The organism is Enterococcus sp. DIV1206 (assembly GCF_051712485.1).
In the GTDB taxonomy this organism is placed as follows: Bacteria; Bacillota; Bacilli; order Lactobacillales; family Enterococcaceae; genus Enterococcus; species Enterococcus faecalis.
In genome coordinates this window covers 157,222-179,761 of record NZ_JBIOOZ010000001.1, presented here as the reverse complement: position 1 = coordinate 179,761, position 22,540 = coordinate 157,222, and the positions used below count along the sequence as shown (strand labels likewise).

Sequence of the window (22,540 nt, the reverse complement as noted above, 5' to 3'; positions counted from 1 at the left end):
TGAATCTATGCAAAAAAAGTTAGTTTGGCGTGATTATCTATACGTTGGTTCAATGTTATTCGGTTTGTTTTTCGGTGCTGGAAATTTAATTTTCCCTGTACATATGGGACAAGAAGCGGGGGCTTCCGTCTTTTTAGCAAACTTGGGCTTCTTAGCCACTGGAATTGGCTTACCTTTTCTTGGTGTCATTGCTATGGGTGTTTCTAAAAGTTCAGGTGTTTTTGACTTAGCTTCTCGGATTAATCGTCGTTATGCTCTTATTTTTACCTTACTATTATATTTAACGATTGGTCCTTTCTTTGCTTTACCAAGGTTAGCAACTACTTCTTTTGAGATTGGTCTTGCACCATTTGTTCCTAAAGACTTGCAATGGCTGGTTCTTGCTGGTTTTTCCGCATTATTTTTCTTAGCTGTTTGGCTCTTCTCTAGAAAGCCAAGTAAAATCTTAGATTATGTGGGTAAATTTTTAAATCCGTTATTTTTAGCATTGCTAGGAATTTTGATTGTTTTAGCCTTTGTAAAACCATTAGGTCATGTGGCCAGTGCCGCTGTTGGTGAAAATTATATTTCAAGTCCTTTCTTTAAAGGATTTACAGAAGGTTATAATACGCTGGATGCTTTAGCTTCATTAGCTTTTGGGATTGTTGTCGTTTCCACTTTACGAAATATGGGCGTCGAAAAACCAGGAGATATCGCTAAAGGAATGATTAAATCAGGTGCTTTCAGTGTTGTATTGATGGGGGTTATCTATACCTTACTTGCTTATATGGGAACAATGAGTATCGGGGCTTTTCCAATCAGTGAAAACGGCGGGATTGCCTTAGCCCAAATTGCCAATTACTATTTAGGCCTACCAGGGAGTATTTTACTGGCTTTTATCGTAGTTCTTGCTTGTTTAAAAACCGGTATCGGCTTAAGCACAGCCTTTTCTGAGACTTTTGAAGAAATGTTTCCGAAAGTTTCCTATCAAAAATTCTTGGCAATTGTTGTTATTTTACCAGCTATTTTTGCAAATGTCGGCTTAACCAACATCATTCAATTTGCCGTTCCAGTCTTGATGTTCCTTTATCCATTGGCGATTACTTTAATGCTTTTGGTAATCATCAGTCCTATTTTCAAACATCGACGGGAAGTCTATCAAGCAACGACCTATATCACATTGATTGCTGCTGTTTTAGATGCATTAAATAGCGCGCCTGCCTTTATCAAAGATACGGCGTTTGTAACAACGCTTTTAGAAAAAGCCGGCCAATACTTACCATTGTTCACTATTGGCATGGGCTGGGTCGTTCCAGCAACGGTTGCTTTTCTAATTAGTTGGGTTTGGGTCATGATTTCTAAAAAAGATCCTATTCTTGATTAATTCTTACCAAAACGACACTAGAAAAAATGCGGAAGCGCATCTTTTCTAGTGTCGTTTTTATGTATATTCGTTGTACCAAACTCTTGACTATGGTAAATTGAAGTTACCAACAAGTACTGGAGGAAATTGCCCATGTTAGTTACAACAACCGAGAGAATTAGCGGTCAAGAATATGAAATTATTGGAGAAGTTTTCGGGTTAACCACACGTTCTAAAAATATGTTTAAAGATTTAGGTGCTGGACTAAAAAGCGTAGTTGGCGGTGAAATCAAAGGTTACACTGATATGCAACGAGAAGCACGCGACCAAGCAATCGAACGTTTAAAAGCAGAAGCCTCTAAATTAGGTGCAGATGCCGTTGTGATGATGCGTTTTGATTCTGGCACAATTGGCACAGACATGCAATCTGTCGTGGCTTACGGAACAGCTGTTAAATACATCTAAATTTTGCAACTAAAAAGACGCAGACCTTTTCTTGTAAGGTCTACGTCTTTTTAGTTTTCATATTTCACTTCTGCTAAATACAATCCTTCTGGATGAGCAGTCGGACCCGCTAAATTTCGATCTTTGGCTGCGATAATTGCTGGAATCGCGGTTGGTTCCAGCCGCCCATTGCCGATTTTCAATAGCGTACCAACTAAAATCCGAATCATTTTGTACAAGAAACCATCGCCCCGAAAAGTGAATGTTAATTCATCCCCCGTTTCATTAACATGAACACTGGCTTCATGAATGGTTCGGACTTTATCTTCTACCGAACTTCCTGAGGCACAGAAAGAGGTAAAATCATGGGTACCTAATAAATCAGGCAAAGCTTGTTGGATTTTTTCGAGATCAATGGGATACGGAAAATAACTGGCATAAAAACGTCGAAATGGACTTCGCGGTTTGCCAATATCCACTTTAAATTGATAGGTTTTTTCGATCACGTGATAACGTGCATGAAAGTCTTCTGAAACACGTTCCACGCTTCGCACAGCAATGTCTTCTGGTGTTTGTGTGTCTAACGCAAAGCGCATTTTTTCCAACGGACGTTCCTGCGGATAATCAAAGTGAATCACTTGGCCCATTGCATGAACACCTGCATCTGTTCGTCCTGAACCAAAAACCGTCACGGAGCGTCCGTTATTCATGCGTGCTAACGTTTTTTCTATTTCTTCTTGAACGGTACGCTCATTAGGCTGCTTTTGAAAGCCATGAAAATGAGTGCCATCATAGGCAATGATTGCTTTATAGCGGGGCATAATTTTTCTTCACCTTTTCTAAGTTCTTAATACAAATAAGCCAATGGTTAACAAGACAAAGCCAAACATTACTATTGTATCTCGTAGGTGCCAATGAAGAATGCGGTATTTTGTCCGTCCTTCGCCACCTTGATAACCTCTTGCTTCCATGGCAGTCGCTAAGTCTTCCGCACGATTAAAACTACTTACGAAAAGCGGAATCAAAAGTGGAACAATAGCTTTCATTTTTTGAAGTAAGTTTCCTTCGCCAAAATCAACACCACGGGCACGTTGGGCATTCATAATCTTTTCCGTTTCATCCATTAATGTTGGGACAAAACGTAAGGCAATTGATAACATCAATGAAACTTCATGAACTGGAAATTTCACCACACGAAGTGGGCGTAACAAATATTCAATCGCATCTGATAACTCTAATGGTGCCGTCGTTAAAGTTAATAACGTTGACATGAAAATAATTAAAACAAAACGACAGAAAATAAATAGCCCATTCGTCACACCAAACTGGGTAATGGAAATAATTCCCCACTGAAAGTACACTTCGCCCCCTTGTGTAAACAAGGTTTGAAGAGCCACAGTAAACAGAATTAGCCATAATAATGGCCGAACACCGCGGATAAAGAAGCGGGCGCTGATTTTTGATAATGAAATAGCAAAAGCAGTAAAGGCTGCTATTAAAACATAACTCTGCCAATTATTTGCTAAAAAGATAATTCCAATAAAATAAAAACTAGCTAATAATTTTGCACGCGGATCTAAACGATGGATAAAAGAATCGCCTGGAATATAACGCCCAAAAATCAATTTATTCATCATTTTGCCTCACCTGCTTCCTGCATTTTTTTCAGAAGCTGATCGGCTAATTGATCGGCCGTTAATGGTAATTGCTCAAAAGAAAAGCCTTTTGCCACTAATTTTTCAGCAAATTCGGCTGCAGTTGGCACGCCTAATTGTTTTTCTTTCAGCCATTGTGTCTCTTGAAACACTTCTTGTGGTGCTCCCGCTCGGACGATTTGTCCTTTTTCTAAAACAATCACATGATCTGCGTAATTAGCCACGTCATCCATCAAATGTGTCACTAAAACGATGGTCATATTATGTTCCTTATGCAGACGGCTAAACATCTCCATCATTTCTTTACGACCCTTAGGATCCAAACCAGCAGTCGGTTCATCTAATACTAAGACTTCTGGTTCCATCGCTAGCACACCAGCAATGGCGACACGGCGCATTTGACCACCTGATAACTCAAACGGAGAATGTTGTAAGTATTTTTCATCTAAGCCGACTAAATCAAGCATTTTCTTAGCTAATTTTTTCGCTTCTTCGTCTGAAACACCAAAGTTTTTCGGTCCGAAAGCGATGTCTCGCTCCACTGTTTCTTCAAACAATTGTGCTTCTGGAAATTGAAAAACGATCCCAACTTTTTTACGAATTGGTTTTAAATTCTTATTATCAGTTTCTGGCGTAATTACACGCTCTCCAATTGTCACTTGGCCTTTAGTTGGTTTCACCAAAGCATTTAAATGTTGCAATAGCGTTGATTTGCCACTGCCAGTATGTCCGACAATCGCCGTATAAGAGCCGTCTTGAATCGTTAAATTAATATCGAATAATGCCCGTTGCTCAAAAGGAGTATTGGGTTGGTAAGTAAAATCTACTTGTTTAAAACGGATGTCCATAACCAATCCACCATCCCTTCTTCTGTTAAATAATTCGTTGGCACAACAACGCCACGCTCTTTCAAAGCTACTTTTAATTTTTCAGGAAACGGTAAATCCAAGCCCATTTCAACAAGCGCTTCTCCTGCAGAAAAAATCTTTTCTGGTGTTCCTTCGTTTGTCAATTGTCCTTGGCGCATCACTAAAATACGATTCGCATTAGCCGCTTCATCAATATCGTGGGTAATAGAAATAACTGTTAAATTGCTTTCTTCTTTAATCTTTTGAATGGTAGCAATTACTTCTGCACGACCTTCTGGATCTAACATACTTGTCGCTTCGTCTAAAATAATAATATCTGGTCGCAAAGCAACCACACCAGCGATAGCTACTCGTTGTTTTTGGCCGCCAGATAGCCGAGCAGGTTCTCGCTTGGCAAAATCTAACATACGAACCCGTTCTAAGGCATCGTGGACACGTTCGACCATTTCATCACGCGGAATACCTTGATTTTCTAAACCAAAAGCCACATCGTCTTCGACTGTTGAACCGACAAATTGGTTATCTGGATTCTGAAAGACCATTCCTACCATACGCCGGATATCCCAGACGTTTGCTTCATTTAATTCTTTGCCGCCAACTTTGATAGTCCCAGCAGCTGGCAGTAACAGACCATTGATCGTTTTGGCTAACGTTGATTTACCAGAACCATTATGGCCAATAATAGCGACCCATTCGCCTTGTTGAATGGAAAAAGACACATCTTTTAAAGCGGGAGAAGCATCTTCTGGTTGATAATTAAATTGGATATTATTTAGTTCAATGATTGGTTGCATCGCGTACTCCCTCAATCTATTTATTCTTTCTAACACTACCAAAAAAGTAGCGTTTTTTCAATCATCTGTTCTGATTCTTCACACTATTTTTTATTATACCAAAAGAACGGTCATTATGGGAGCTCTTATCTGTCTTGACAGGTCTATTTTTCATAAAAATAACTTCTTGTTCTCATAAAACAAGAAGTTACTGATTTTCTTTTAAAAATGTGTTTTCAAATATTCAAACGCATATTGGACATATAACTCAGCACCCATTGCCATCGCATCTTCATCAATATTAAAACGACCATGGTGATGTGCCCATTCCGTATCTTTCTCTGGATTACCACTTCCCACTAAGGCAAAACAACCAGAAGCATGTTCAGTATAATAACTGAAGTCTTCACCACCGGTTGTCGGCTCTTCTTGTCTTAAGGCCGCTTCACCAAAATTTTCCTTAATTAGTGTTTGAGCAAACAAGGCATCCTGCTCATCATTAATCACCGGCAACGTTCCATATTGATAATCTAACGAAGCCGTCCCACCGTAAATAGCGGCTGTTTGTTCCGCATAGCGTTGCAGCGCCTGTTCTACTCGATTACGCGTTGCTACACTAAAGCAACGAACCGTTCCTTCTAAACGTGCATTCTCAGCAATCACATTAAAACGGGTCCCCACATCCATCCGTCCAATCGTGACAACTACTGGATCTAAAGGATCTGTCTCCCGAGAAACAATCGTTTGCAGATTCATCACGAAAGAAGAAGCTATGACTGCCGCATCAATACAAGCGTTTGGCATGGCACCATGGCCACCACGGCCTTTAAAATCAACAGAAAAAATATCTGCGGATGCGAAACTTGAGCCCACTCGACACGAAGCGGTTCCTACAGGCATTTGTGACCAGATATGTAAGCCAAATACATCATCAACACCGGTCATTGCGCCTTGCGCAACCATTGCTTTAGCACCTTGCGCATTTTCTTCAGATGGTTGAAAAATTAACCTTACTGTTCCCTGAAGTTCTTCTTGGATTTCTTTTAATACTTTAGCCGCTGTTACTAACATCGCGGTATGGGAATCATGCCCACATGCATGCATCTTGCCAGCTTCTAAAGATTTATAAGCTAAATCTTCATTTAATTCCTGTACAGGTAAGGCATCCATATCCGCCCGCAGCGCAACCACTCGGCCTGGTTTGCCGCCCACAATTTCAGCAATTAAACCCGTCGGTTCTGTTTTGCGATAAGTAATTCCTAATTGATCAAGAACTGCCGCGACTTTTTCTGTCGTTCGAAATTCTTCAAATTGTAATTCTGGATGTTGGTGTAAATCCCGTCGAAAAGCAATCATTTCTTGTGCATGCTGCTTGACTAGTGCTTTGATTTTTTTCATACTTACGCCCCGTTTCTACAAACTTAATAAAATACTTGAAAAAATACCCGCTAAAATAACCGAAACAATAGTGACTGTTACGAAACCTGCCACTAACATCGGTGGCATTAAATGGCTCGTTAAAGCCGCCTGTTCTTGTTCATCTTCTGTCAATGATTGAATCACTTCATTAGTAATAATATAATCGGCTGGAAAGCCATATAAAGCTGTCAACGAAACAGCGAATGCCATCTCTTTACTCACACCTAATACACGACCAACAATTGCTGAAAAGATGTACATCCCGATAACACCAATCACAATAATCCCAATCATTGGTAAAAATAAATCCATCAACATTTCAGGTGTGGCTTGTTTTAAGCCATCAAAGACAAAAAGCATTAACCCTAAAATCGCAAAACCAAAGCTATTTGCTTTCTGCAATGGTTGCTTTTCTAAAAAGCCTAAAGACGTTGCAATCACGCCAAAACATAAACACAGCACAAAAGGACTAATCGTCACAAACGGTGCCGTCCACACAGAAACATAATAAGCGAGTGTGGCAACTAAGGCTAAACGTAAAATTCGTGAATAATCTGTATGATATCGTTTGGGTACTTTTTCAAATAGTTTAGGCACATCTGGTTCTGCTCCTGCTTCTTGCCCCTCTTGTTCATGAACCGGCTGCCATGTCCCTGCTCGATATTCTTGAAGCTTCCGCTTTCCTTCTTTTTTTAGAACAATTGAAGTTAAGGGATAACCAGCAAACCCTTGAATGACATAAATTAAAATTGCCAAAACCGAAAGTGAGGCTAAACCAGCTGATTGAGCCGCTTCTGACATTACTAATGAAGAAACTAAACCTCCTACTAACGGCGGGATTGCAACTAAAACTGTTTTTAAGTCAAAAACAAAAGTCCCTACAGCTAACAACAAGGCAATAATGCCCAGAATACCTGACAAAGCAATCACAATCGTTTTCCATTGATTAACCAATTCTTTAACAGAGAGCAGAGTACCCATATTAGTAATCAACAGATACATTAATAAAGTGGCAACCACTGTAGGAATCCCTGCCACTTCCACAATATTTTGTGGAAAAATAGTCCAATAACCAAGAATAAATAAAACACCACAAACAAAAACGGATGGAATCCAAGCTTTTGTTTTGATAGAAACTACATCACCAATGTATAAAATAACCATCAGCAACGAAAAAGCAAACATTTGCGACATATAATTCCCCCTTCTACTAACTCAGATGTTTAATTATCTGAAAATTCCAATTAATAACCAGTATAACAAACCGGAAAAGCTTCTGCAATGCTTTTAAGAAACAAAAAAGCTTTGAGAAAACAGCGTTTTCCCAAAGCAAAAAAAAATCACCTTTATATGATGAGTGCTCCCCTGCTAAAGCCATCTTTAGCAGGGAAAGCAGAGCTAGACTCGGAGTCGCCTCCAACATCATAACACTCTAAAAGAAACATCTATAAAGTGATCGGTTTATTAATTATTTAACAAATTCGATAACTACCATTGGTGCTGCATCGCCGCGTCTTGGTTCTGTCTTCAAGATACGAGTGTAACCACCTTGGCGTTCCGCGAAACGAGGTCCTAAATCGTTAAATAGCTTTTGTAAAGCTGATTCAACAACGATAGACTCATCTTCTTCACGAACACTAGCAACTTCATTACGAACGAAAGTAGCTGCTTGACGACGTGCATGAAGATCTCCACGTTTACCTAAAGTAATCATTTTTTCTACAGTTGAACGTACTTCTTTCGCACGAGCTTCAGTAGTTACGATGCGTTCGTTGATGATTAAATCAGTTGTAATATCACGTAGCATAGCTTTACGTTGGCTTGATGTGCGTCCTAATTTACGGTAACTCACGTTGGGTTCCCTCCTTCGTTTCTGTTCTCACGAGCCACTGCTGTTAAGCAGGACTGGAAACTTCGTAAAAGTCTTAATCGTCCTTACGTAATCCTAATCCTAGATCATGCAATTTAAGTTTTACTTCTTCAAGAGATTTACGACCTAAATTACGTACTTTGATCATTTCTGGTTCAGATTTGTTTGTAAGTTCTTGTACAGTATTAATGCCTGCACGTTTTAAACAGTTATATGAACGAACTGATAAATCAAGTTCTTCAATCGTCATTTCTAGCATTTTCTCTTTTTGAGTTTCTTCTTTTTCCACCATGATTTCAGCGTTTTTCGCTTCGTCAGTAAGGTTTACAAAGATATCTAAATGCTCAGTCATGATTTTCGCAGCTAAACTTAGTGCTTCTTGAGGAATGATTGAACCATCTGTCCATATTTCCATTGTTAATTTGTCGAAATCATCACGACGACCAACACGTGTATTTTCTACTTGGTAGTTAACACGACGAACGGGTGTGTAGATGGAATCAACTGGAAGTACACCGATTGGCATATCTTCTTTTTTGTTTTCGTCTGCTTGAACATAGCCACGACCAGGTTTCACTGTTAAGCGAGCATGGAAAGTAGCTCCTTCAGCAACACTACAGATAACTAAATCTTTATTTAGGATCTCAACATCACTGTCCACGATAATATCGCCGGCAGTCACGGTAGCGGGTCCTGTAATATCGATCTCAAGGGTTTTCTCTTCTTCAGCATATAATTTCAATGCTAAGCCTTTAATATTCAAAATAATTTGTGTTACGTCTTCTCGTACACCTGGAATGGTTGAGAATTCGTGTAAAACACCATCGATTTGAATATTCGTAATTGCAGCTCCTGGTAAAGAAGACAATAAAATACGACGTAGAGAGTTACCTAAAGTAGTTCCGTAACCGCGTTCTAATGGTTCAACGACGAACTTACCATAATCTCTATTTTCATCAATTTTTTCGATTCTTGGTTTTTCAAATTCAATCATTCTTATCTATACCCCTTTCAAAACGAAAAGTGTCTTGTTCAATGACGTTCCTAATTCAAACTCAGAATGAGTGGCGCTCATTAAACACGACGGCGTTTTGGAGGGCGGCATCCATTATGAGGAACTGGAGTCACGTCACGAATTGCAGTCACTTCTAAACCTGTTGCTTGTAATGAACGAATTGCTGCTTCACGTCCAGAACCAGGTCCTTTAACTGTTACGTCTACAGTTTTAAGTCCATGTTCCATTGCCACTTTAGTTGCGGCTTCTGCAGCCATTTGAGCGGCAAAAGGAGTTGATTTTTTGCTTCCTTTAAAGCCTAATGATCCTGCTGATGACCATGCTAATGCATTACCATGTGTATCAGTAATCATTACGATTGTATTGTTGAATGTAGAATGGATATGTGCTACACCTGATTCTATATTCTTTTTGACACGGCGTTTACGACTAACTTTTTTTGCTGCCATGAAGTTCTAACCTCCTTCACTTAGGAATTATTTTTTCTTGCCTGCTACTGTTTTAGTAGGGCCTTTACGAGTACGTGCATTATTTTTCGTGTTTTGTCCACGAGTTGGTAATCCACGACGGTGACGGATTCCACGGTATGAACCGATTTCCATCAAGCGTTTGATGTTTAAGTTCACTTCACGACGAAGATCCCCTTCAACTTTTAACTTATCAATTTCCGCACGAATCGCATCTGTTTGTTCGTTTGTTAAATCACGTACACGAACATCTTCAGATACGCCAACGTTTGCTAAAACTTTTTTAGCTGTAGTGTTACCAATACCATAAATGTAAGTAAGAGAAACTACTACACGTTTGTCACGAGGGATGTCTACTCCTGCAATACGAGCCATTATTCGTTACACCTCCTAATTATCCTTGACGTTGTTTATGTTTTGGATTTGCTGGGCAAATAACCATAACACGTCCTTTACGGCGAATTACTTTACAATGTTCACACATTGGTTTTACTGATGGTCTTACTTTCATGATAATACCTCCTGTGGTTTTACGGAGTACAATTATTTAAAGCGATAAGTAATACGGCCACGCGTTAAATCATACGGTGATAATTCAACTGTTACTTTGTCACCAGGTAAGATACGGATGTAGTGCATACGGATTTTACCTGAAACAGTAGCAAGAACTTGGTGTCCATTTTCTAGTTCGACTTTAAACATTGCATTCGGCAAAGTTTCGACGACTGTACCTTCGACTTCAATCATATCTTCTTTTGCCACGCACAGTACCTCCTTGTACTTGTTTCGCGTTTTCACACGATAAAACGGCGGAAACTCCAGCTCCCACCTAGAAATTCTCAACTAACTTCGTTATTCATTTTGATGTCACAAAACTGTAGAAGTCGGACTGATATATTCTACCATATTTAGTTATGTTTTGGCAAGAGAAACTGAATACAACAACAGGGTTAAACTGCGGGCAATTGGAAATTAGTTTTCGTCAATGATTTTTTTCACATCAGAAAAAACAGTATCGATTTCGCGATTGCCATCGATTGTATGCATCAAGCCTTGTTCTTTATAGAAAGCTAAGATTGGTGCGCTACTTTCAATGTTGACTGCCAAACGATTTTTAACCGTTTCGGGCTTATCATCTTCTCTTTGGTAGAATTCATGTCCGCCACAGCGATCACAAGTGCCTTCAACTTTTGGCGGGTTGAATAATTTATGATACGTTGCGCCACATGTGCGACAGATGAATCGTCCAGCTAAACGCTCGATTAATACATCTTCTTCTACATGGATGTCAATGACAGCATCAATTTTTTTGTTTAATTCTTTAAGCATTGTATCTAATGCTTTTGCTTGATCCAGTGTACGTGGGAAACCATCTAATAGGAATCCTTTGTCTGTGTCTGGTTCAGCAAGGCGTTCTTTAACAATTCCGTTTGTTACTTCGTCAGGAACCAGTTCACCTTTATCGATATAAGATTTCGCTTCTAGGCCCAAGGCAGTTTCATTTTTCATTGCTGCACGGAACATATCTCCAGTAGAAATATGTGGAATGCCATACGTATCAATGATTTTTTCTGCTTGGGTGCCTTTACCTGCTCCAGGTAATCCCATTAAAATGAGGTTCATATATTCTCCTCCTAATTTTAAAGACCGGCTTATGAAGCTAGCCATATGTGAGAATGGTGCTGAGGTAAAACCTCAACACTCGATTCTTACTTATTGATAAAGCCGACATATTGACGTTTCATCATTAATCCTTCTAATTGTTTCGTTGTTTCTAATGCAACCCCGATAACGATTAGTAAACTTGTTCCACCTAAACCGATTGATTGAGGTAAGTTCCAAACCATTTGCGCAATGATTGGAAGTAAAGCAACAAGTCCTAGGAAAATTGAGCCGACAACACTTAATCTCATTAACACGCCAGATACATATTCTTCTGTACCTTTACCTGGTCGCACGCTTGGAATGTAGCTTCCTTGTTTTTGTAAGTTTTCCGCTAATTTCTCAGGGTTTACTTGAACAAATGCATAGAAGAACGTAAACGCAACGATTAGGACAGTATAGATGATTGCCCCTGGAACTGTGTTATAACTGAAGATTTTTGTCATAATGTCATACCAATTTTCACCAGCGAATTTTGATGAGAAAGCTTGTAAAATGGCATTTGGTGTTGCAATTAACGAGCTGGCAAAGATAACTGGAATAACCCCAGCAGCATTTACTTTTAACGGTAAATAACTACTTGTTGGTGCACCAGAAACACGTTTTGTATATTGGATTGGAATCTTACGTTCTGCTTGTTGGAAGAACGTTACGACTGTAACAATCACCAAAATAGCAATAACTAAGATTGCAATGAAAATAACAGATTGCCAAATACGAGAAGACTCGATATTGACGAAGTAATCTTCATAGATTTCTTTGACTGCTCCTGGCAAACGAGAAATAATCCCGGCAAAGATAATCATTGAAACACCATTTCCGATTCCTTTTTCTGTAATTTGTTCACCCATCCAAGTCACAAACATCGTCCCAGCAGTTAAAATAACTGCAATCATCACAAAGGTACCTAAGGTTGGATTGTTGACAATCCCAGTTTGACTTAAGCTATTAAAACCAGCAGTGATCCCCATTGACTGAGCCACACCCAAGACAATCGTTAGATATCTTGTAGCTTGATTTAATTTCTTACGCCCAACTTCCCCTTGTTTTGACCATTCTACAAATCTAGGTACAATATCCATTTGCAATAGTTGAATAATAATAGAGGCTGTAATGTATGGCGAAACCCCCATCGAGAAGATAGAGAAGTTTTGCATGGCACTACCACTCACCATATTCAACATATTCAAAAAGGGTAAGCTACTTAAATCAGACAATCCCTTTGCATTCACCCCGGGCACAGTAATGTGCGCACCTAGGCGAAATACAAACAAGATTAAAACTGTAAATAAGATTTTTGATCTAATGTCTTTGACTTTAAAGGCGTTCTTTAATAGCTTGAACAATTAGATCACCTCGATTGAACCACCAGCAGCTTCGATAGCTTCTTGTGCTGATTTCGAGAATTTAGCTGCTTTCACAGTTAATTTTTTCGTTAACTCACCATCTGCAAGAACTTTGATTCCCGCTTTTTCGTTTTTAACGATTCCTGCTTCTTTTAGGACAACAGGAGTTACTTCTGTTCCATCTTCAAAACGGTTTAAAGTATCTAAGTTCACAACAGCGTAATCTTTACGATTGATGTTTGTAAACCCACGTTTTGGTAAACGACGGAATAATGGAGTTTGACCCCCTTCAAATCCTAAACGAACACCACCGCCTGAACGGGCTTTTTGCCCTTTTTGTCCACGGCCAGCTGTTTTACCATTACCAGATGAAGTACCACGTCCAACACGGTTACGTACTTGGCGTGAGCCCTCAGCAGGTTTTAATTCATGAAGTTTCATAGGTTTGGCACCTCCTTAAGCAATCTTCTATTACAAATCTATAAATCTTAAACTTCTTCTACGTCCACTAAATGTGAAATAGTGTTAACCATACCTTTGATTGCTTCATTGGCAGGTTTTGTAACAGTACTATTCACTTTACCTAAACCTAACGCTTTAACTGTAGCACGTTGGTTTTGAGGACGTCCGATAACACTGCGTTTTAAAGTAATTTTTAATTCAGCCATTATTTTTGTCCTCCTTAACCGATAATTTCTTCTACAGATTTACCGCGAAGTGCTGCCACTTCTTCGGCACGTTTTAATTGTTTTAGACCTTCAACAGTTGCGCGAACAACGTTAATAGGTGTGTTTGAACCTAGTGATTTAGATGTAATATCTGCTACACCAGCTAATTCCAATACGGCACGAACTGGTCCACCAGCAGCTACCCCAGAACCTTCTACTGCAGGTTTCATAAGGATACGGCCGCCACCGAATACGCCAATTACTTCGTGCGGGATAGTAGAACCAACCATAGGCACTTCAACTAAGTTTTTCTTCGCGTCTTCGATTGCTTTACGGATAGCTTCAGGTACTTCTTGTGCTTTACCAGTACCGAAACCAACGTGTCCGTTTTTGTCACCGACAACAACTAAAGCTGCGAAACGTAAACGACGTCCACCTTTAACAACTTTTGTTACACGGTTGATCGCTACAACGCGGTCTTCTAATTCCAAATGTTTTGGATCAATATAAACCATGAATGGTGTTCCTCCTTCTCCTAAAATTCTAGTCCATTTTCACGAGCAGCTTCAGCTAAAGCTTGCACGCGGCCATGGTAAAGGTATCCACCACGGTCGAAGACTACTTTTTTGATGCCTTTTTCAGCGGCACGTTCAGCAACTAGTTTACCAACAGCTGCAGCTGTTTCTGTTTTTGTTCCACCTGAAATTTCTTTATCCAAGGCAGAGGCACTTGCTAGCGTCACACCCGCTACGTCATCAATGACTTGCGCGTAGATGTTTTTGTTAGAACGGAAAATGTTCAAGCGTGGGCACTCAGCAGTACCAGAGATTTTGTTACGTACACGACGATGTCTCTTTTGACGTGTTTTGTTTTTATCTGGTTTTGTAATCACAATTTTCACCTCTTTGATTTAATGTTTACTACTAATATTTCAAGCAGTCAGCAGATTACGGAAAAGAGAAGCTGGCAGACAAGACAAAAGCATTTTATTGGAAAAATCCCATAAAATGACAGTTGCTTGTTGTTGACTTCTGTTTTCTACACAGCTGTTATTATTTACCAGTTTTACCTTCTTTACGGCGTACAAATTCACCAACATAGCGAATCCCTTTGCCTTTATAAGGTTCTGGAGGACGAACGCCACGGATGTTAGCAGCTAATTCACCAACAACTTCTTTGTTGATGCCTTTAACGATAACTTGTGTGTTCGCAGGTACTTCAAATGTTACGCCTTCTGGTGCTGTCATTTCGACAGGATGAGAATAACCAACGTTTAAAGTTAATTTGTTGCCTTGTACTTGGGCACGGTATCCGACCCCGATAAGTTCAAGTGCTTTTTGGAAACCTTCAGAAACACCAACAACCATGTTGTTGAAGTTTGCACGAGTTGTTCCGTGGATTGTTTTCATTTCTTTTGAATCGTTTGGACGAGTGAATGTCACTTCGTTTCCTTCGATGTTCATTTTGATATCAGAAGAAAATTCGCGTGTTAATTCACCTTTAGGTCCTTTAACTGTAATGTTGTTTCCGTCTTGCTTGATTTCAACACCAGCAGGAAGAACAACAACTTTATTACCAATACGGCTCACTTAGAGACACCTCCTTGTGTATTTTTTAGAATTACCATACGTAGGCGATTACTTCGCCGCCGATATTTTTCGCTCTAGCTTCTTTGTCAGTAATTACACCCTCTGATGTAGAGATGATTGCAATTCCTAGACCGTTTAATACTTTTGGTACTTCGTCAGCTTTTACGTATGCACGTAAACCTGGTTTAGAAATACGTTTTAAGTTTGTGATAACACGTTCTTCGTTTTTACCATATTTTAGGAAAACACGGATTACGCCTTGTTTGTCATCTTCGATGTATTCTACGTCGCGGATAAATCCTTCACGTTTCAGGATTTCTGCGATATCACGTTTGATTTTTGAAGCAGGTACTTCTAAAGTTTCATGTTTAACCATGTTCGCATTACGAATGCGAGTTAGAAAATCTGCAATTGGATCTGTCATGACCATTGAACTATTTACCTCCTTTATGCGAGTTTACTTGTTTACCAGCTAGCTTTCTTCACGCCGGGAATTTGACCTTTATAGGCAAGTTCGCGGAAGCAAATACGGCAAAGATGAAATTTACGATAAACTGAATGTGGACGTCCACAACGTTCACAACGAGTATAAGCTTGTGTTGAATGTTTAGCAGGACGTTTGTTTTTAGCAATCATTGATTTTTTAGCCACGTAGTTCGCCTCCTTATATTATTTTTGGAATGGCATACCTAATTGTGCCAACAATTCGCGAGACTCTTCGTCAGTGTTCGCTGTTGTAACAATTACGATGTCCATACCGCGTACTTTATCTACTAAATCATAATCAACTTCTGGGAAGATTAATTGTTCTTTAATACCTAAAGTATAGTTACCACGACCATCGAAAGCTTTTTTGCTGACACCGTGGAAGTCACGTACACGAGGTAAAGAAACTGTTACTAATTTATCTAAAAATTCGTACATTCTTTCGCCGCGTAGCGTTACTTTCGCACCGATTGGCATTCCTTCACGTAAACGGAATCCAGCGATAGATTTTTTAGCTTTTGTGATAAGTGGTTTTTGACCAGTGATTAATGCTAATTCTTCAACAGCTTTGTCTAAGTTTTTAGCATTTGATACTGCATCACCCACACCCATGTTGATAACGATTTTATCAACTTTAGGTGTTTGCATAACTGAGCTGTAATTAAATTTTTCCACCAATGATGGTGTTACTTCTTTAATATATTTTTCTTTCAGGCGGTTCATTCAGTAAGCCCTCCTTCCGCAATTTTTATTTATCTAAAACTTCACCTGTTTTTTTAGAAACGCGGACTTTTTTGCCGTCGACTTCTTTAAACGCAACTTTAGTAGCTTCTCCGTTTGAAGGATCAATCACCATTACATTAGAAACATGAATTGGCGCTTCCACTTCAAGGATTCCACCTTGTGGGGCTGCTTGGTTTGGTTTTTGGTGTTTTTTAACGACGTTGACACCTTCAACGATAACTTTATCTTGTTTAGGAAACGCTGCTAAGACAACGCCTTCTTTGTTTTTATCTTTACCAGTGATAACTTTTACTTTATCGCCTTTTTTAACAAACATTACTGTTTCGCACCTCCTTTAACGTGGGCTCGAGATTATAATACTTCTGGTGCTAGAGAAACGATCTTCATGAAGTTGTTTTCACGTAATTCACGTGCAACTGGTCCGAAGATACGTGTTCCGCGTGGGCTTTTATCGTCACGGATAATTACCGCAGCATTTTCATCAAATTTGATGTAAGAACCGTCAGCACGACGAGCGCCAGATTTTGTACGAACGATAACGGCTTTAACTACTTCACCTTTTTTAACAACCCCACCTGGCGTTGCTTGTTTGACAGTAGCAACAATAACGTCACCGATGTTAGCAGTTTTACGACCAGATCCGCCTAGGACTTTGATCGTTAAAATTTCACGTGCGCCAGAATTGTCAGCGACTCTTAAACGACTTTCTTGTTGGATCACGATGTGTATCCCCCTTTCAGATTTTGTGCTTCAATCTATTAGGAAATTCTCGTTTTATTAGATAATAACTGCTTCTTCGACTACCTCTAGTAAACGGAAACGTTTTGTAGCTGATAATGGACGAGTTTCCATGATTTTTACGATGTCTCCAACTTTCGCTGTGTTGTTTTCATCATGCGCTTTATATTTTTTAGAATATTTCATACGTTTGCCATAGATAGGGTGGTTTTTCTTTGTTTCAACGACAACTGTGATTGTTTTATCCATTTTGTCTGATACCACACGACCTTGGTAAACTTTACGTTGATTTCTTTCTTCAGTCATACGCGTTTGGCCTCCTTCCACTATTAGTTAGCTTGTTCACGCAATACTGTTTTGATGCGTGCAATCGATTGACGTACTTCTTTAATACGTGCAGTGTTTTCTAATTGACCTGTTGCTAATTGGAATCTTAAGTTGAACAATTCTTCTTTTAATTGTTTTTCTTTATCTAGCATTTCGGCAGTGGTTAATTCTCTGATTTCTTTAACCTTCATTCGATTCACCACCCATTTCCTCACGTTTTACGATCTTAGTTTTTACCGGCAATTTGTGAGATGCAAGACGAAGAGCTTCACGAGCTACTTCTTCAGGAACGCCTGCGATTTCAAACATGATTTTACCACGTTTAACTGGTGATACCCAGCCTTCTGGTGCCCCTTTACCTTTACCCATACGTACGCCGATAGCTTTACTTGTGTAAGACTTGTGAGGGAAAATTTTAATCCATACTTTCCCGCCACGTTTCATGTAACGAGTCATTGCAATACGGGCTGCTTCGATTTGACGGTTAGTAATCCAGTGAGATTCAGTTGCTTGTAAACCCCATTCACCAAATGCTACTTCTTTTCCGCCTTTAGCTTCACCGCGCATTTTTCCGCGGAATTCACGACGGTGTTTTACACGTTTAGGTACTAACATGATTATTTCCCTCCTTTCTCAGTGTTTTTTTTCGTTGGAAGAATTTCTCCACGATAGATCCACACTTTAACTCCTAGTTTTCCGTAAGTAGTGTCCGCTTCTTCCCATGCGTAATCAATGTCCGCACGTAATGTGTGAAGTGGTACAGTTCCTTCAGAGTATCCTTCTGAACGAGCGATATCCGCACCGTTTAGACGACCTGATACTTGAGTTTTGATTCCTTTAGCACCAGCACGCATTGCGCGTTGGATAGCTTGTTTTTGAGCACGACGGAAAGCAACACGGTTTTCTAATTGACGTGCAATTCCTTCGCCTACTAATTTTGCATCTAAATCTGGTTTTTTGATTTCAACGATGTTGATGTGAACTCGTTTGCCAGTTAATTTGTTTAATTCTTTTCTTAGGTTTTCGACTTCAGATCCGCCTTTACCGATAACCATACCTGGTTTAGCTGTGTGAATTGAAATGTTAACACGGTTTGCAGCGCGTTCGATTTCAATTGTAGATACAGCAGCATCAGCAAGTTTTGTTGCGATAAATTTACGGATTCTTAAATCTTCGTGTAAGAATTCAGCATACTCTTTTTCAGCATACCATTTCGCATCCCAGTCGCGGATGATGCCTACACGCATTCCAATTGGATGTACTTTTTGACCCACTGATTGTCCCTCCTCTTAAATGTTTAAGCTCTGTTTTCATAAAGAAAACAGCCTATTTCATGAGACTTATTTCTCTGTTACAACTACTGTGATGTGACTAGTACGTTTGTTGATTGGTGAAGCTGAACCTTTTGCACGAGGACGGAAACGTTTCATTGTTGGTCCTTCGTTAACAAATGCTTCAGATACGACTAAGCTTTCAACGTCTAAGTCAAAGTTGTTTTCTGCGTTAGCAACTGCTGACATTAAAACTTTTTCAATGATTCCAGCAGACTTGTTCGGTGTGAATTTCAAGATTGAAATTGCATCCGCAACGCTTTTCCCTCTGATAAGATCGATTACTAAACGTGCTTTACGAGGTGAAGTGCGAACTGTTTTTGCAGTTGCTTTAGCTGATGTAATTTGTTCTGACATTTGCATATCCTCCCCTCAAAATTAGCGTTTAGTTTTTTTATCGTCAGCAACGTGGCCACGATAAGTTCTAGTTGGTGCAAATTCACCTAATTTATGTCCTACCATGTCTTCTTGAATGTAAACAGGGACATGTTTCCGTCCATCATATACAGCGATTGTGAAACCTACGAATGATGGAAAAATTGTAGAGCGGCGAGACCAAGTTTTAATTACTTTTTTCTTTTCGGCACCTTGTTGTGCTTCGACCTTTTTCATCAAATGATCATCGACGAAAGGTCCTTTTTTTAAACTACGACCCATGGTGAACCTCCTCTCAAAATGTACGACACATGGTCAAAAAAATTATTTAGTACGACGACGAACGATAAGTTTGTCTGATTTAGCTTTTTTATTACGTGTTTTGTATCCAATTGCTGGTTGACCCCATGGAGATACTGGCGCTTTACGTCCAATTGGTGTTTTACCTTCACCACCACCGTGTGGGTGATCGTTAGGGTTCATTACGCTACCACGAACAGTTGGGCGTTTACGCATCCAACGAGAGCGGCCAGCTTTACCAATGTTGATTAATTCGTGTTGTTCGTTACCAACTGAACCGATTGTTGCACGGCAAGTTGCTAAGATCATACGAACTTCGCCAGAGTTTAAGCGGATTAATACGTATTTGCCTTCTTTACCAAGTACTTGCGCGCTTGTTCCAGCTGAACGGATTAATTGTCCACCTTTACCAGGTTTCATTTCAATGTTGTGGATAACTGTACCAACTGGAATGTTTTCCAATGGTAATGCGTTACCTACTTTAATATCTGCTTCTGGACCAGATACTAGGCGCATGCCTACTTCTAATCCTTTTGGTGCTAAGATGTATGCCTTAACCCCGTCTTCGTAATGAACTAACGCGATGTTAGCAGAACGGTTTGGATCGTACTCGATCGTTTTAACAACCGCTGCGACGTTATCTTTATTACGTTTGAAGTCAATCACACGGTATTGACGTTTGTGACCGCCACCTTGGTGACGAACCGTAATGCGACCGTTGTTGTTACGACCGGCATTGTTTTTTAATGGCTGTAACAATGATTTTTCTGGTGTTGAAGTTGTGATTTCAGCGAAATCAGAACTTGTCATGTTACGACGGCCATTTGTGGTAGGTTTGTACTTTTTAATCGCCACGTCTTATTTCCCTCCTACGTTGATATTGTTCAGGACTGCTTATTCAGCAGCTTCAAATAATTGAATTTCTTTTGAATCTTCAGTTAATGTAACGATCGCTTTGCGACGTTTTTTTGTATAACCTGCATATTTACCCATGCGTTTGAATTTTGGACGCACGTTTAAGATGTTTACGTTTGCTACTTTAACATCGAATGCTGATTCAACAGCTTGTTTTACTAAAGTTTTGTTTGCGCGAGTGTCCACTTCGAAAGTATATTTCTTTTCGTCCATAGCTAACATGGATTTTTCAGTGATCACTGGGCGTTTGATTACGTCTAGTAATTCCATTATGCAAGCACCTCCTCAATTTGAGTAAGAGCTGTTTGTGTTGCCAAGACTTTGTTAGCTGACACAACATCTAACACACTAACGTTATCAGAAGTTACTACAGAAACGTTTGGTAAGTTACGAGCTGATAAAGCTGCAAAGTCGTTACCATTTTCTAAAACAACTAATACTTTAGTATCGATAGACAAGTTAGCAAGAACTTGTTTGAATTCTTTTGTTTTTGGTGCATCGAAGCTTAAACCTTCTACTGCTACCAAGTTATTTTCAGCAACTTTATCTGATAATACAGATTTCATTGCTAAGCGACGAACTTTTTTAGGAAGTTTGTAGCTGTATGAACGCGGTGTTGGTCCAAAGACTACGCCACCTCCACGCCATTGTGGTGAACGGATTGAACCTTGACGAGCACGACCAGTTCCTTTTTGACGCCATGGTTTGCGGCCACCGCCACGAACAGCGCTACGGTTTTTAACTGCGTGTGTTCCTTGTCTTAATGAAGCACGTTGCATGATGATTGCATCATAGACAACACTTTCATTAGGTTCGATTCCGAAGATTTCTTCATTTAAAGTGATTTCACCGTTTTGAGTTCCATCTTGTTTGAATAATGCTACATTCGGCATTCCTTAGTTCCTCCTTTCCCTACACTTATTTAGCTTTCACAGCTGATTTGATTGTGATTAAAGATTTTTTCGCTCCAGGAATGTTTCCTTTGATTAAGATAACATTTCTTTCTACGTCCACTTTAACAACTTCAAGGTTTTGAATTGTTACGCGGTCGCCACCCATACGGCCGGCTAGTCGTTTATTTTTAAATACACGGTTAGGCGCTACTGGACCCATTGACCCAGGACGACGGTGATAACGAGAACCATGAGACATAGGTCCGCGGCTTTGGCCGTGACGTTTGATTGCCCCTTGGAATCCTTTACCTTTCGTAGTACCTGTAACATCAACAACGTCTCCTGCTTGGAAAACATCTACTTTGATTTCTTTACCTACTTCATATTCTCCTAGCTCAACATTCTTGAATTCTTTAATGAAGCGCTTAGGAGCCGTGTTTGCTTTTGCAACATGACCTTTCGCAGGTTTGTTTGATAAAACTTCACGTTTGTCTTGGTAACCAACTTGGATAGCTTCGTATCCGTCAGTTTCAACAGTTTTTACTTGTAAAACTACGTTTGGCGTAGCTTCAACTACTGTTACTGGAATTAATTCACCAGACTCAGTAAAGATTTGTGTCATTCCCACTTTTTTCCCTAAGATTCCTTTGGTCATGAGTACACCTCCATCTTAATTTTATAGTTTGATTTCAATATTAACACCAGACGGTAAGTCAAGCTTCATTAGAGCGTCAACTGTTTTTGGTGTTGGGTTCACAATGTCAATTAGACGTTTGTGAGTACGCATTTCGAATTGTTCGCGAGAATCTTTGTATTTATGAGTCGCACGAATAACTGTGTAAAGTGAGCGTTCTGTTGGTAATGGAATCGGACCTGATACGTCAGCTCCAGTTCTTTTTGCTGTTTCCACAATTTTATCCGCTGATTGATCTAAAATACGGTGTTCATACGCTTTTAAACGGATACGAATTTTTTGTTTTGCCATCTTGTTCCCTCCTTCGCCTATTTTAAAAGTAGACATAGCTCCACGAAAATTTATCCGGCATGCTCGTTCATGGCAAAGCGTCCGAGCGTGTCGCAACCTCTCGCTTCACAGCCGGCAAATCAAATCGTTGATCTACCAATGCTTTTTACACTCCTGTAAACAGCACCTTTTTGATTATACTATGAAAGGATAGTGTTAGCAAGGATTTTCTGCGTTTTTTTGAAAGAATTTTTTCTTGTTTTGAAAAGCATTTGTTTTGTTTTTCAATTCTTTTCATTCTATTTTTATAAAAAAAGAATTTGGGATTCCTTTTTTACCAGAATCTCA

Annotated in this window: 38 protein-coding genes; 2 read left to right on the top strand and 36 right to left on the bottom strand. The window is 39.6% G+C overall.

What is annotated here, in order from left to right:
* The first annotated feature begins 7 nt into the window (after window positions 1-7).
* Both brnQ and IGK86_RS00875 read left to right on the top strand, forming a co-directional pair.
* Entirely contained in the window at window positions 8-1,363 is a 1,356-nt protein-coding gene (gene brnQ, locus IGK86_RS00880; RefSeq protein ID WP_002373848.1) for a branched-chain amino acid transport system II carrier protein, read from the top strand.
* Window positions 1,364-1,495: 132 nt separating this feature from the next.
* Window positions 1,496-1,807, top strand: a complete 312-nt coding sequence (locus tag IGK86_RS00875) for a heavy metal-binding domain-containing protein (RefSeq protein WP_002381365.1) — start codon at window positions 1,496-1,498, stop codon at window positions 1,805-1,807.
* A 50-nt stretch (window positions 1,808-1,857) separates the two neighbouring features.
* On the opposite strand, the gene truA is transcribed toward IGK86_RS00875, so the two are convergent.
* From truA to rpsJ, 36 genes are all read right to left on the bottom strand, one after another.
* On the bottom strand, window positions 1,858-2,607 hold the full coding sequence (gene truA, locus IGK86_RS00870) for a tRNA pseudouridine(38-40) synthase TruA (protein ID WP_002370657.1): 750 nt from the start codon (window positions 2,605-2,607) through the stop codon (window positions 1,858-1,860).
* Between the two features lie 18 nt (window positions 2,608-2,625).
* Window positions 2,626-3,423 carry an energy-coupling factor transporter transmembrane component T family protein gene (locus tag IGK86_RS00865; RefSeq protein ID WP_002373841.1) on the bottom strand — a complete coding sequence of 266 codons (798 nt, stop codon included), beginning with the start codon at window positions 3,421-3,423 and terminating at the stop codon, window positions 2,626-2,628.
* The gene (locus IGK86_RS00860; protein ID WP_002381364.1) at window positions 3,420-4,289 is read right to left on the bottom strand and encodes an energy-coupling factor ABC transporter ATP-binding protein; all 870 of its coding nucleotides are present in this window, start codon (window positions 4,287-4,289) and stop codon (window positions 3,420-3,422) included. The genes IGK86_RS00865 and IGK86_RS00860 overlap by 4 nt, the downstream gene beginning before the upstream one ends.
* Window positions 4,265-5,104 (bottom strand): energy-coupling factor ABC transporter ATP-binding protein, encoded by an 840-nt coding sequence (locus IGK86_RS00855; protein WP_002359354.1) that lies wholly within the window; start codon window positions 5,102-5,104, stop codon window positions 4,265-4,267. The genes IGK86_RS00860 and IGK86_RS00855 overlap by 25 nt, the downstream gene beginning before the upstream one ends.
* 201 nt (window positions 5,105-5,305) lie before the next feature.
* Window positions 5,306-6,481, bottom strand: coding sequence for a M20 family metallopeptidase (locus tag IGK86_RS00850; protein WP_016616710.1), 1,176 nt, complete (start codon window positions 6,479-6,481; stop codon window positions 5,306-5,308).
* Window positions 6,482-6,496: 15 nt separating this feature from the next.
* Complete coding sequence (locus IGK86_RS00845) at window positions 6,497-7,696, bottom strand: DUF819 family protein (RefSeq protein ID WP_016616709.1); 1,200 nt, start codon at window positions 7,694-7,696, stop codon at window positions 6,497-6,499.
* 16 nt (window positions 7,697-7,712) lie between these two features.
* Complete coding sequence (locus IGK86_RS00840) at window positions 7,713-7,925, bottom strand: hypothetical protein (RefSeq protein ID WP_002411018.1); 213 nt, start codon at window positions 7,923-7,925, stop codon at window positions 7,713-7,715.
* Window positions 7,926-7,970: 45 nt separating this feature from the next.
* The gene (rplQ, locus tag IGK86_RS00835) at window positions 7,971-8,354 is read right to left on the bottom strand and encodes a 50S ribosomal protein L17 (protein WP_002356228.1); all 384 of its coding nucleotides are present in this window, start codon (window positions 8,352-8,354) and stop codon (window positions 7,971-7,973) included.
* Between the two features lie 73 nt (window positions 8,355-8,427).
* Window positions 8,428-9,366: a DNA-directed RNA polymerase subunit alpha gene (locus tag IGK86_RS00830; protein ID WP_002356227.1), complete on the bottom strand. Its 939-nt coding sequence runs from the start codon at window positions 9,364-9,366 to the stop codon at window positions 8,428-8,430.
* 80 nt (window positions 9,367-9,446) lie between these two features.
* Window positions 9,447-9,836: a 30S ribosomal protein S11 gene (rpsK, locus tag IGK86_RS00825; protein WP_002356226.1), complete on the bottom strand. Its 390-nt coding sequence runs from the start codon at window positions 9,834-9,836 to the stop codon at window positions 9,447-9,449.
* 27 nt (window positions 9,837-9,863) lie between these two features.
* On the bottom strand, window positions 9,864-10,229 hold the full coding sequence (gene rpsM / locus IGK86_RS00820; protein WP_002356225.1) for a 30S ribosomal protein S13: 366 nt from the start codon (window positions 10,227-10,229) through the stop codon (window positions 9,864-9,866).
* Between the two features lie 19 nt (window positions 10,230-10,248).
* Window positions 10,249-10,365, bottom strand: coding sequence for a 50S ribosomal protein L36 (rpmJ, locus tag IGK86_RS00815; protein WP_002288710.1), 117 nt, complete (start codon window positions 10,363-10,365; stop codon window positions 10,249-10,251).
* Between the two features lie 32 nt (window positions 10,366-10,397).
* The gene (gene infA, locus IGK86_RS00810) at window positions 10,398-10,616 is read right to left on the bottom strand and encodes a translation initiation factor IF-1 (protein ID WP_002356224.1); all 219 of its coding nucleotides are present in this window, start codon (window positions 10,614-10,616) and stop codon (window positions 10,398-10,400) included.
* A 210-nt stretch (window positions 10,617-10,826) separates the two neighbouring features.
* Window positions 10,827-11,477, bottom strand: coding sequence for an adenylate kinase (locus tag IGK86_RS00805; protein WP_002356223.1), 651 nt, complete (start codon window positions 11,475-11,477; stop codon window positions 10,827-10,829).
* A gap of 86 nt (window positions 11,478-11,563) precedes the next feature.
* On the bottom strand, window positions 11,564-12,862 hold the full coding sequence (gene secY, locus IGK86_RS00800) for a preprotein translocase subunit SecY (protein WP_002359350.1): 1,299 nt from the start codon (window positions 12,860-12,862) through the stop codon (window positions 11,564-11,566).
* On the bottom strand, window positions 12,863-13,303 hold the full coding sequence (gene rplO, locus IGK86_RS00795; protein WP_002356221.1) for a 50S ribosomal protein L15: 441 nt from the start codon (window positions 13,301-13,303) through the stop codon (window positions 12,863-12,865).
* 47 nt (window positions 13,304-13,350) lie between these two features.
* Window positions 13,351-13,530, bottom strand: a complete 180-nt coding sequence (rpmD, locus tag IGK86_RS00790; protein WP_002356220.1) for a 50S ribosomal protein L30 — start codon at window positions 13,528-13,530, stop codon at window positions 13,351-13,353.
* A 14-nt stretch (window positions 13,531-13,544) separates the two neighbouring features.
* Complete coding sequence (rpsE, locus tag IGK86_RS00785) at window positions 13,545-14,045, bottom strand: 30S ribosomal protein S5 (RefSeq protein WP_002356219.1); 501 nt, start codon at window positions 14,043-14,045, stop codon at window positions 13,545-13,547.
* Between the two features lie 20 nt (window positions 14,046-14,065).
* The gene (gene rplR / locus IGK86_RS00780) at window positions 14,066-14,422 is read right to left on the bottom strand and encodes a 50S ribosomal protein L18 (protein ID WP_002356218.1); all 357 of its coding nucleotides are present in this window, start codon (window positions 14,420-14,422) and stop codon (window positions 14,066-14,068) included.
* A 160-nt stretch (window positions 14,423-14,582) separates the two neighbouring features.
* Window positions 14,583-15,119, bottom strand: coding sequence for a 50S ribosomal protein L6 (gene rplF, locus IGK86_RS00775; RefSeq protein ID WP_002356217.1), 537 nt, complete (start codon window positions 15,117-15,119; stop codon window positions 14,583-14,585).
* A 31-nt stretch (window positions 15,120-15,150) separates the two neighbouring features.
* Complete coding sequence (gene rpsH / locus IGK86_RS00770) at window positions 15,151-15,549, bottom strand: 30S ribosomal protein S8 (protein WP_002356215.1); 399 nt, start codon at window positions 15,547-15,549, stop codon at window positions 15,151-15,153.
* A 35-nt stretch (window positions 15,550-15,584) separates the two neighbouring features.
* Window positions 15,585-15,770: a type Z 30S ribosomal protein S14 gene (locus IGK86_RS00765; protein ID WP_002356214.1), complete on the bottom strand. Its 186-nt coding sequence runs from the start codon at window positions 15,768-15,770 to the stop codon at window positions 15,585-15,587.
* An 18-nt stretch (window positions 15,771-15,788) separates the two neighbouring features.
* Window positions 15,789-16,328, bottom strand: a complete 540-nt coding sequence (rplE, locus tag IGK86_RS00760; protein ID WP_002356213.1) for a 50S ribosomal protein L5 — start codon at window positions 16,326-16,328, stop codon at window positions 15,789-15,791.
* A gap of 25 nt (window positions 16,329-16,353) precedes the next feature.
* The gene (gene rplX, locus IGK86_RS00755) at window positions 16,354-16,665 is read right to left on the bottom strand and encodes a 50S ribosomal protein L24 (RefSeq protein ID WP_002356212.1); all 312 of its coding nucleotides are present in this window, start codon (window positions 16,663-16,665) and stop codon (window positions 16,354-16,356) included.
* Window positions 16,666-16,700: 35 nt separating this feature from the next.
* The gene (rplN, locus tag IGK86_RS00750; protein ID WP_002356211.1) at window positions 16,701-17,069 is read right to left on the bottom strand and encodes a 50S ribosomal protein L14; all 369 of its coding nucleotides are present in this window, start codon (window positions 17,067-17,069) and stop codon (window positions 16,701-16,703) included.
* A 57-nt stretch (window positions 17,070-17,126) separates the two neighbouring features.
* Window positions 17,127-17,393 (bottom strand): 30S ribosomal protein S17, encoded by a 267-nt coding sequence (gene rpsQ / locus IGK86_RS00745; RefSeq protein ID WP_002359348.1) that lies wholly within the window; start codon window positions 17,391-17,393, stop codon window positions 17,127-17,129.
* Between the two features lie 23 nt (window positions 17,394-17,416).
* Window positions 17,417-17,605 (bottom strand): 50S ribosomal protein L29, encoded by a 189-nt coding sequence (rpmC, locus tag IGK86_RS00740; RefSeq protein WP_002383858.1) that lies wholly within the window; start codon window positions 17,603-17,605, stop codon window positions 17,417-17,419.
* Entirely contained in the window at window positions 17,595-18,029 is a 435-nt protein-coding gene (gene rplP / locus IGK86_RS00735; RefSeq protein ID WP_002356208.1) for a 50S ribosomal protein L16, read from the bottom strand. Before rplP ends, rpmC begins: the two co-directional genes overlap by 11 nt.
* Before the next feature lie 2 nt (window positions 18,030-18,031).
* Complete coding sequence (gene rpsC / locus IGK86_RS00730; RefSeq protein WP_002356207.1) at window positions 18,032-18,688, bottom strand: 30S ribosomal protein S3; 657 nt, start codon at window positions 18,686-18,688, stop codon at window positions 18,032-18,034.
* Between the two features lie 66 nt (window positions 18,689-18,754).
* Complete coding sequence (gene rplV, locus IGK86_RS00725) at window positions 18,755-19,102, bottom strand: 50S ribosomal protein L22 (protein ID WP_002356206.1); 348 nt, start codon at window positions 19,100-19,102, stop codon at window positions 18,755-18,757.
* A gap of 21 nt (window positions 19,103-19,123) precedes the next feature.
* Window positions 19,124-19,402, bottom strand: a complete 279-nt coding sequence (gene rpsS, locus IGK86_RS00720) for a 30S ribosomal protein S19 (RefSeq protein WP_002356205.1) — start codon at window positions 19,400-19,402, stop codon at window positions 19,124-19,126.
* Window positions 19,403-19,444: 42 nt separating this feature from the next.
* On the bottom strand, window positions 19,445-20,275 hold the full coding sequence (gene rplB, locus IGK86_RS00715) for a 50S ribosomal protein L2 (RefSeq protein WP_002356204.1): 831 nt from the start codon (window positions 20,273-20,275) through the stop codon (window positions 19,445-19,447).
* A gap of 39 nt (window positions 20,276-20,314) precedes the next feature.
* The gene (locus IGK86_RS00710; protein ID WP_002356203.1) at window positions 20,315-20,605 is read right to left on the bottom strand and encodes a 50S ribosomal protein L23; all 291 of its coding nucleotides are present in this window, start codon (window positions 20,603-20,605) and stop codon (window positions 20,315-20,317) included.
* Window positions 20,605-21,228: a 50S ribosomal protein L4 gene (rplD, locus tag IGK86_RS00705; protein ID WP_002356200.1), complete on the bottom strand. Its 624-nt coding sequence runs from the start codon at window positions 21,226-21,228 to the stop codon at window positions 20,605-20,607. The genes IGK86_RS00710 and rplD overlap by 1 nt, the downstream gene beginning before the upstream one ends.
* A gap of 25 nt (window positions 21,229-21,253) precedes the next feature.
* Window positions 21,254-21,883, bottom strand: a complete 630-nt coding sequence (gene rplC, locus IGK86_RS00700; protein ID WP_002356199.1) for a 50S ribosomal protein L3 — start codon at window positions 21,881-21,883, stop codon at window positions 21,254-21,256.
* A gap of 21 nt (window positions 21,884-21,904) precedes the next feature.
* Complete coding sequence (gene rpsJ / locus IGK86_RS00695; protein ID WP_002389727.1) at window positions 21,905-22,213, bottom strand: 30S ribosomal protein S10; 309 nt, start codon at window positions 22,211-22,213, stop codon at window positions 21,905-21,907.
* Window positions 22,214-22,540: the final 327 nt, after the last annotated feature.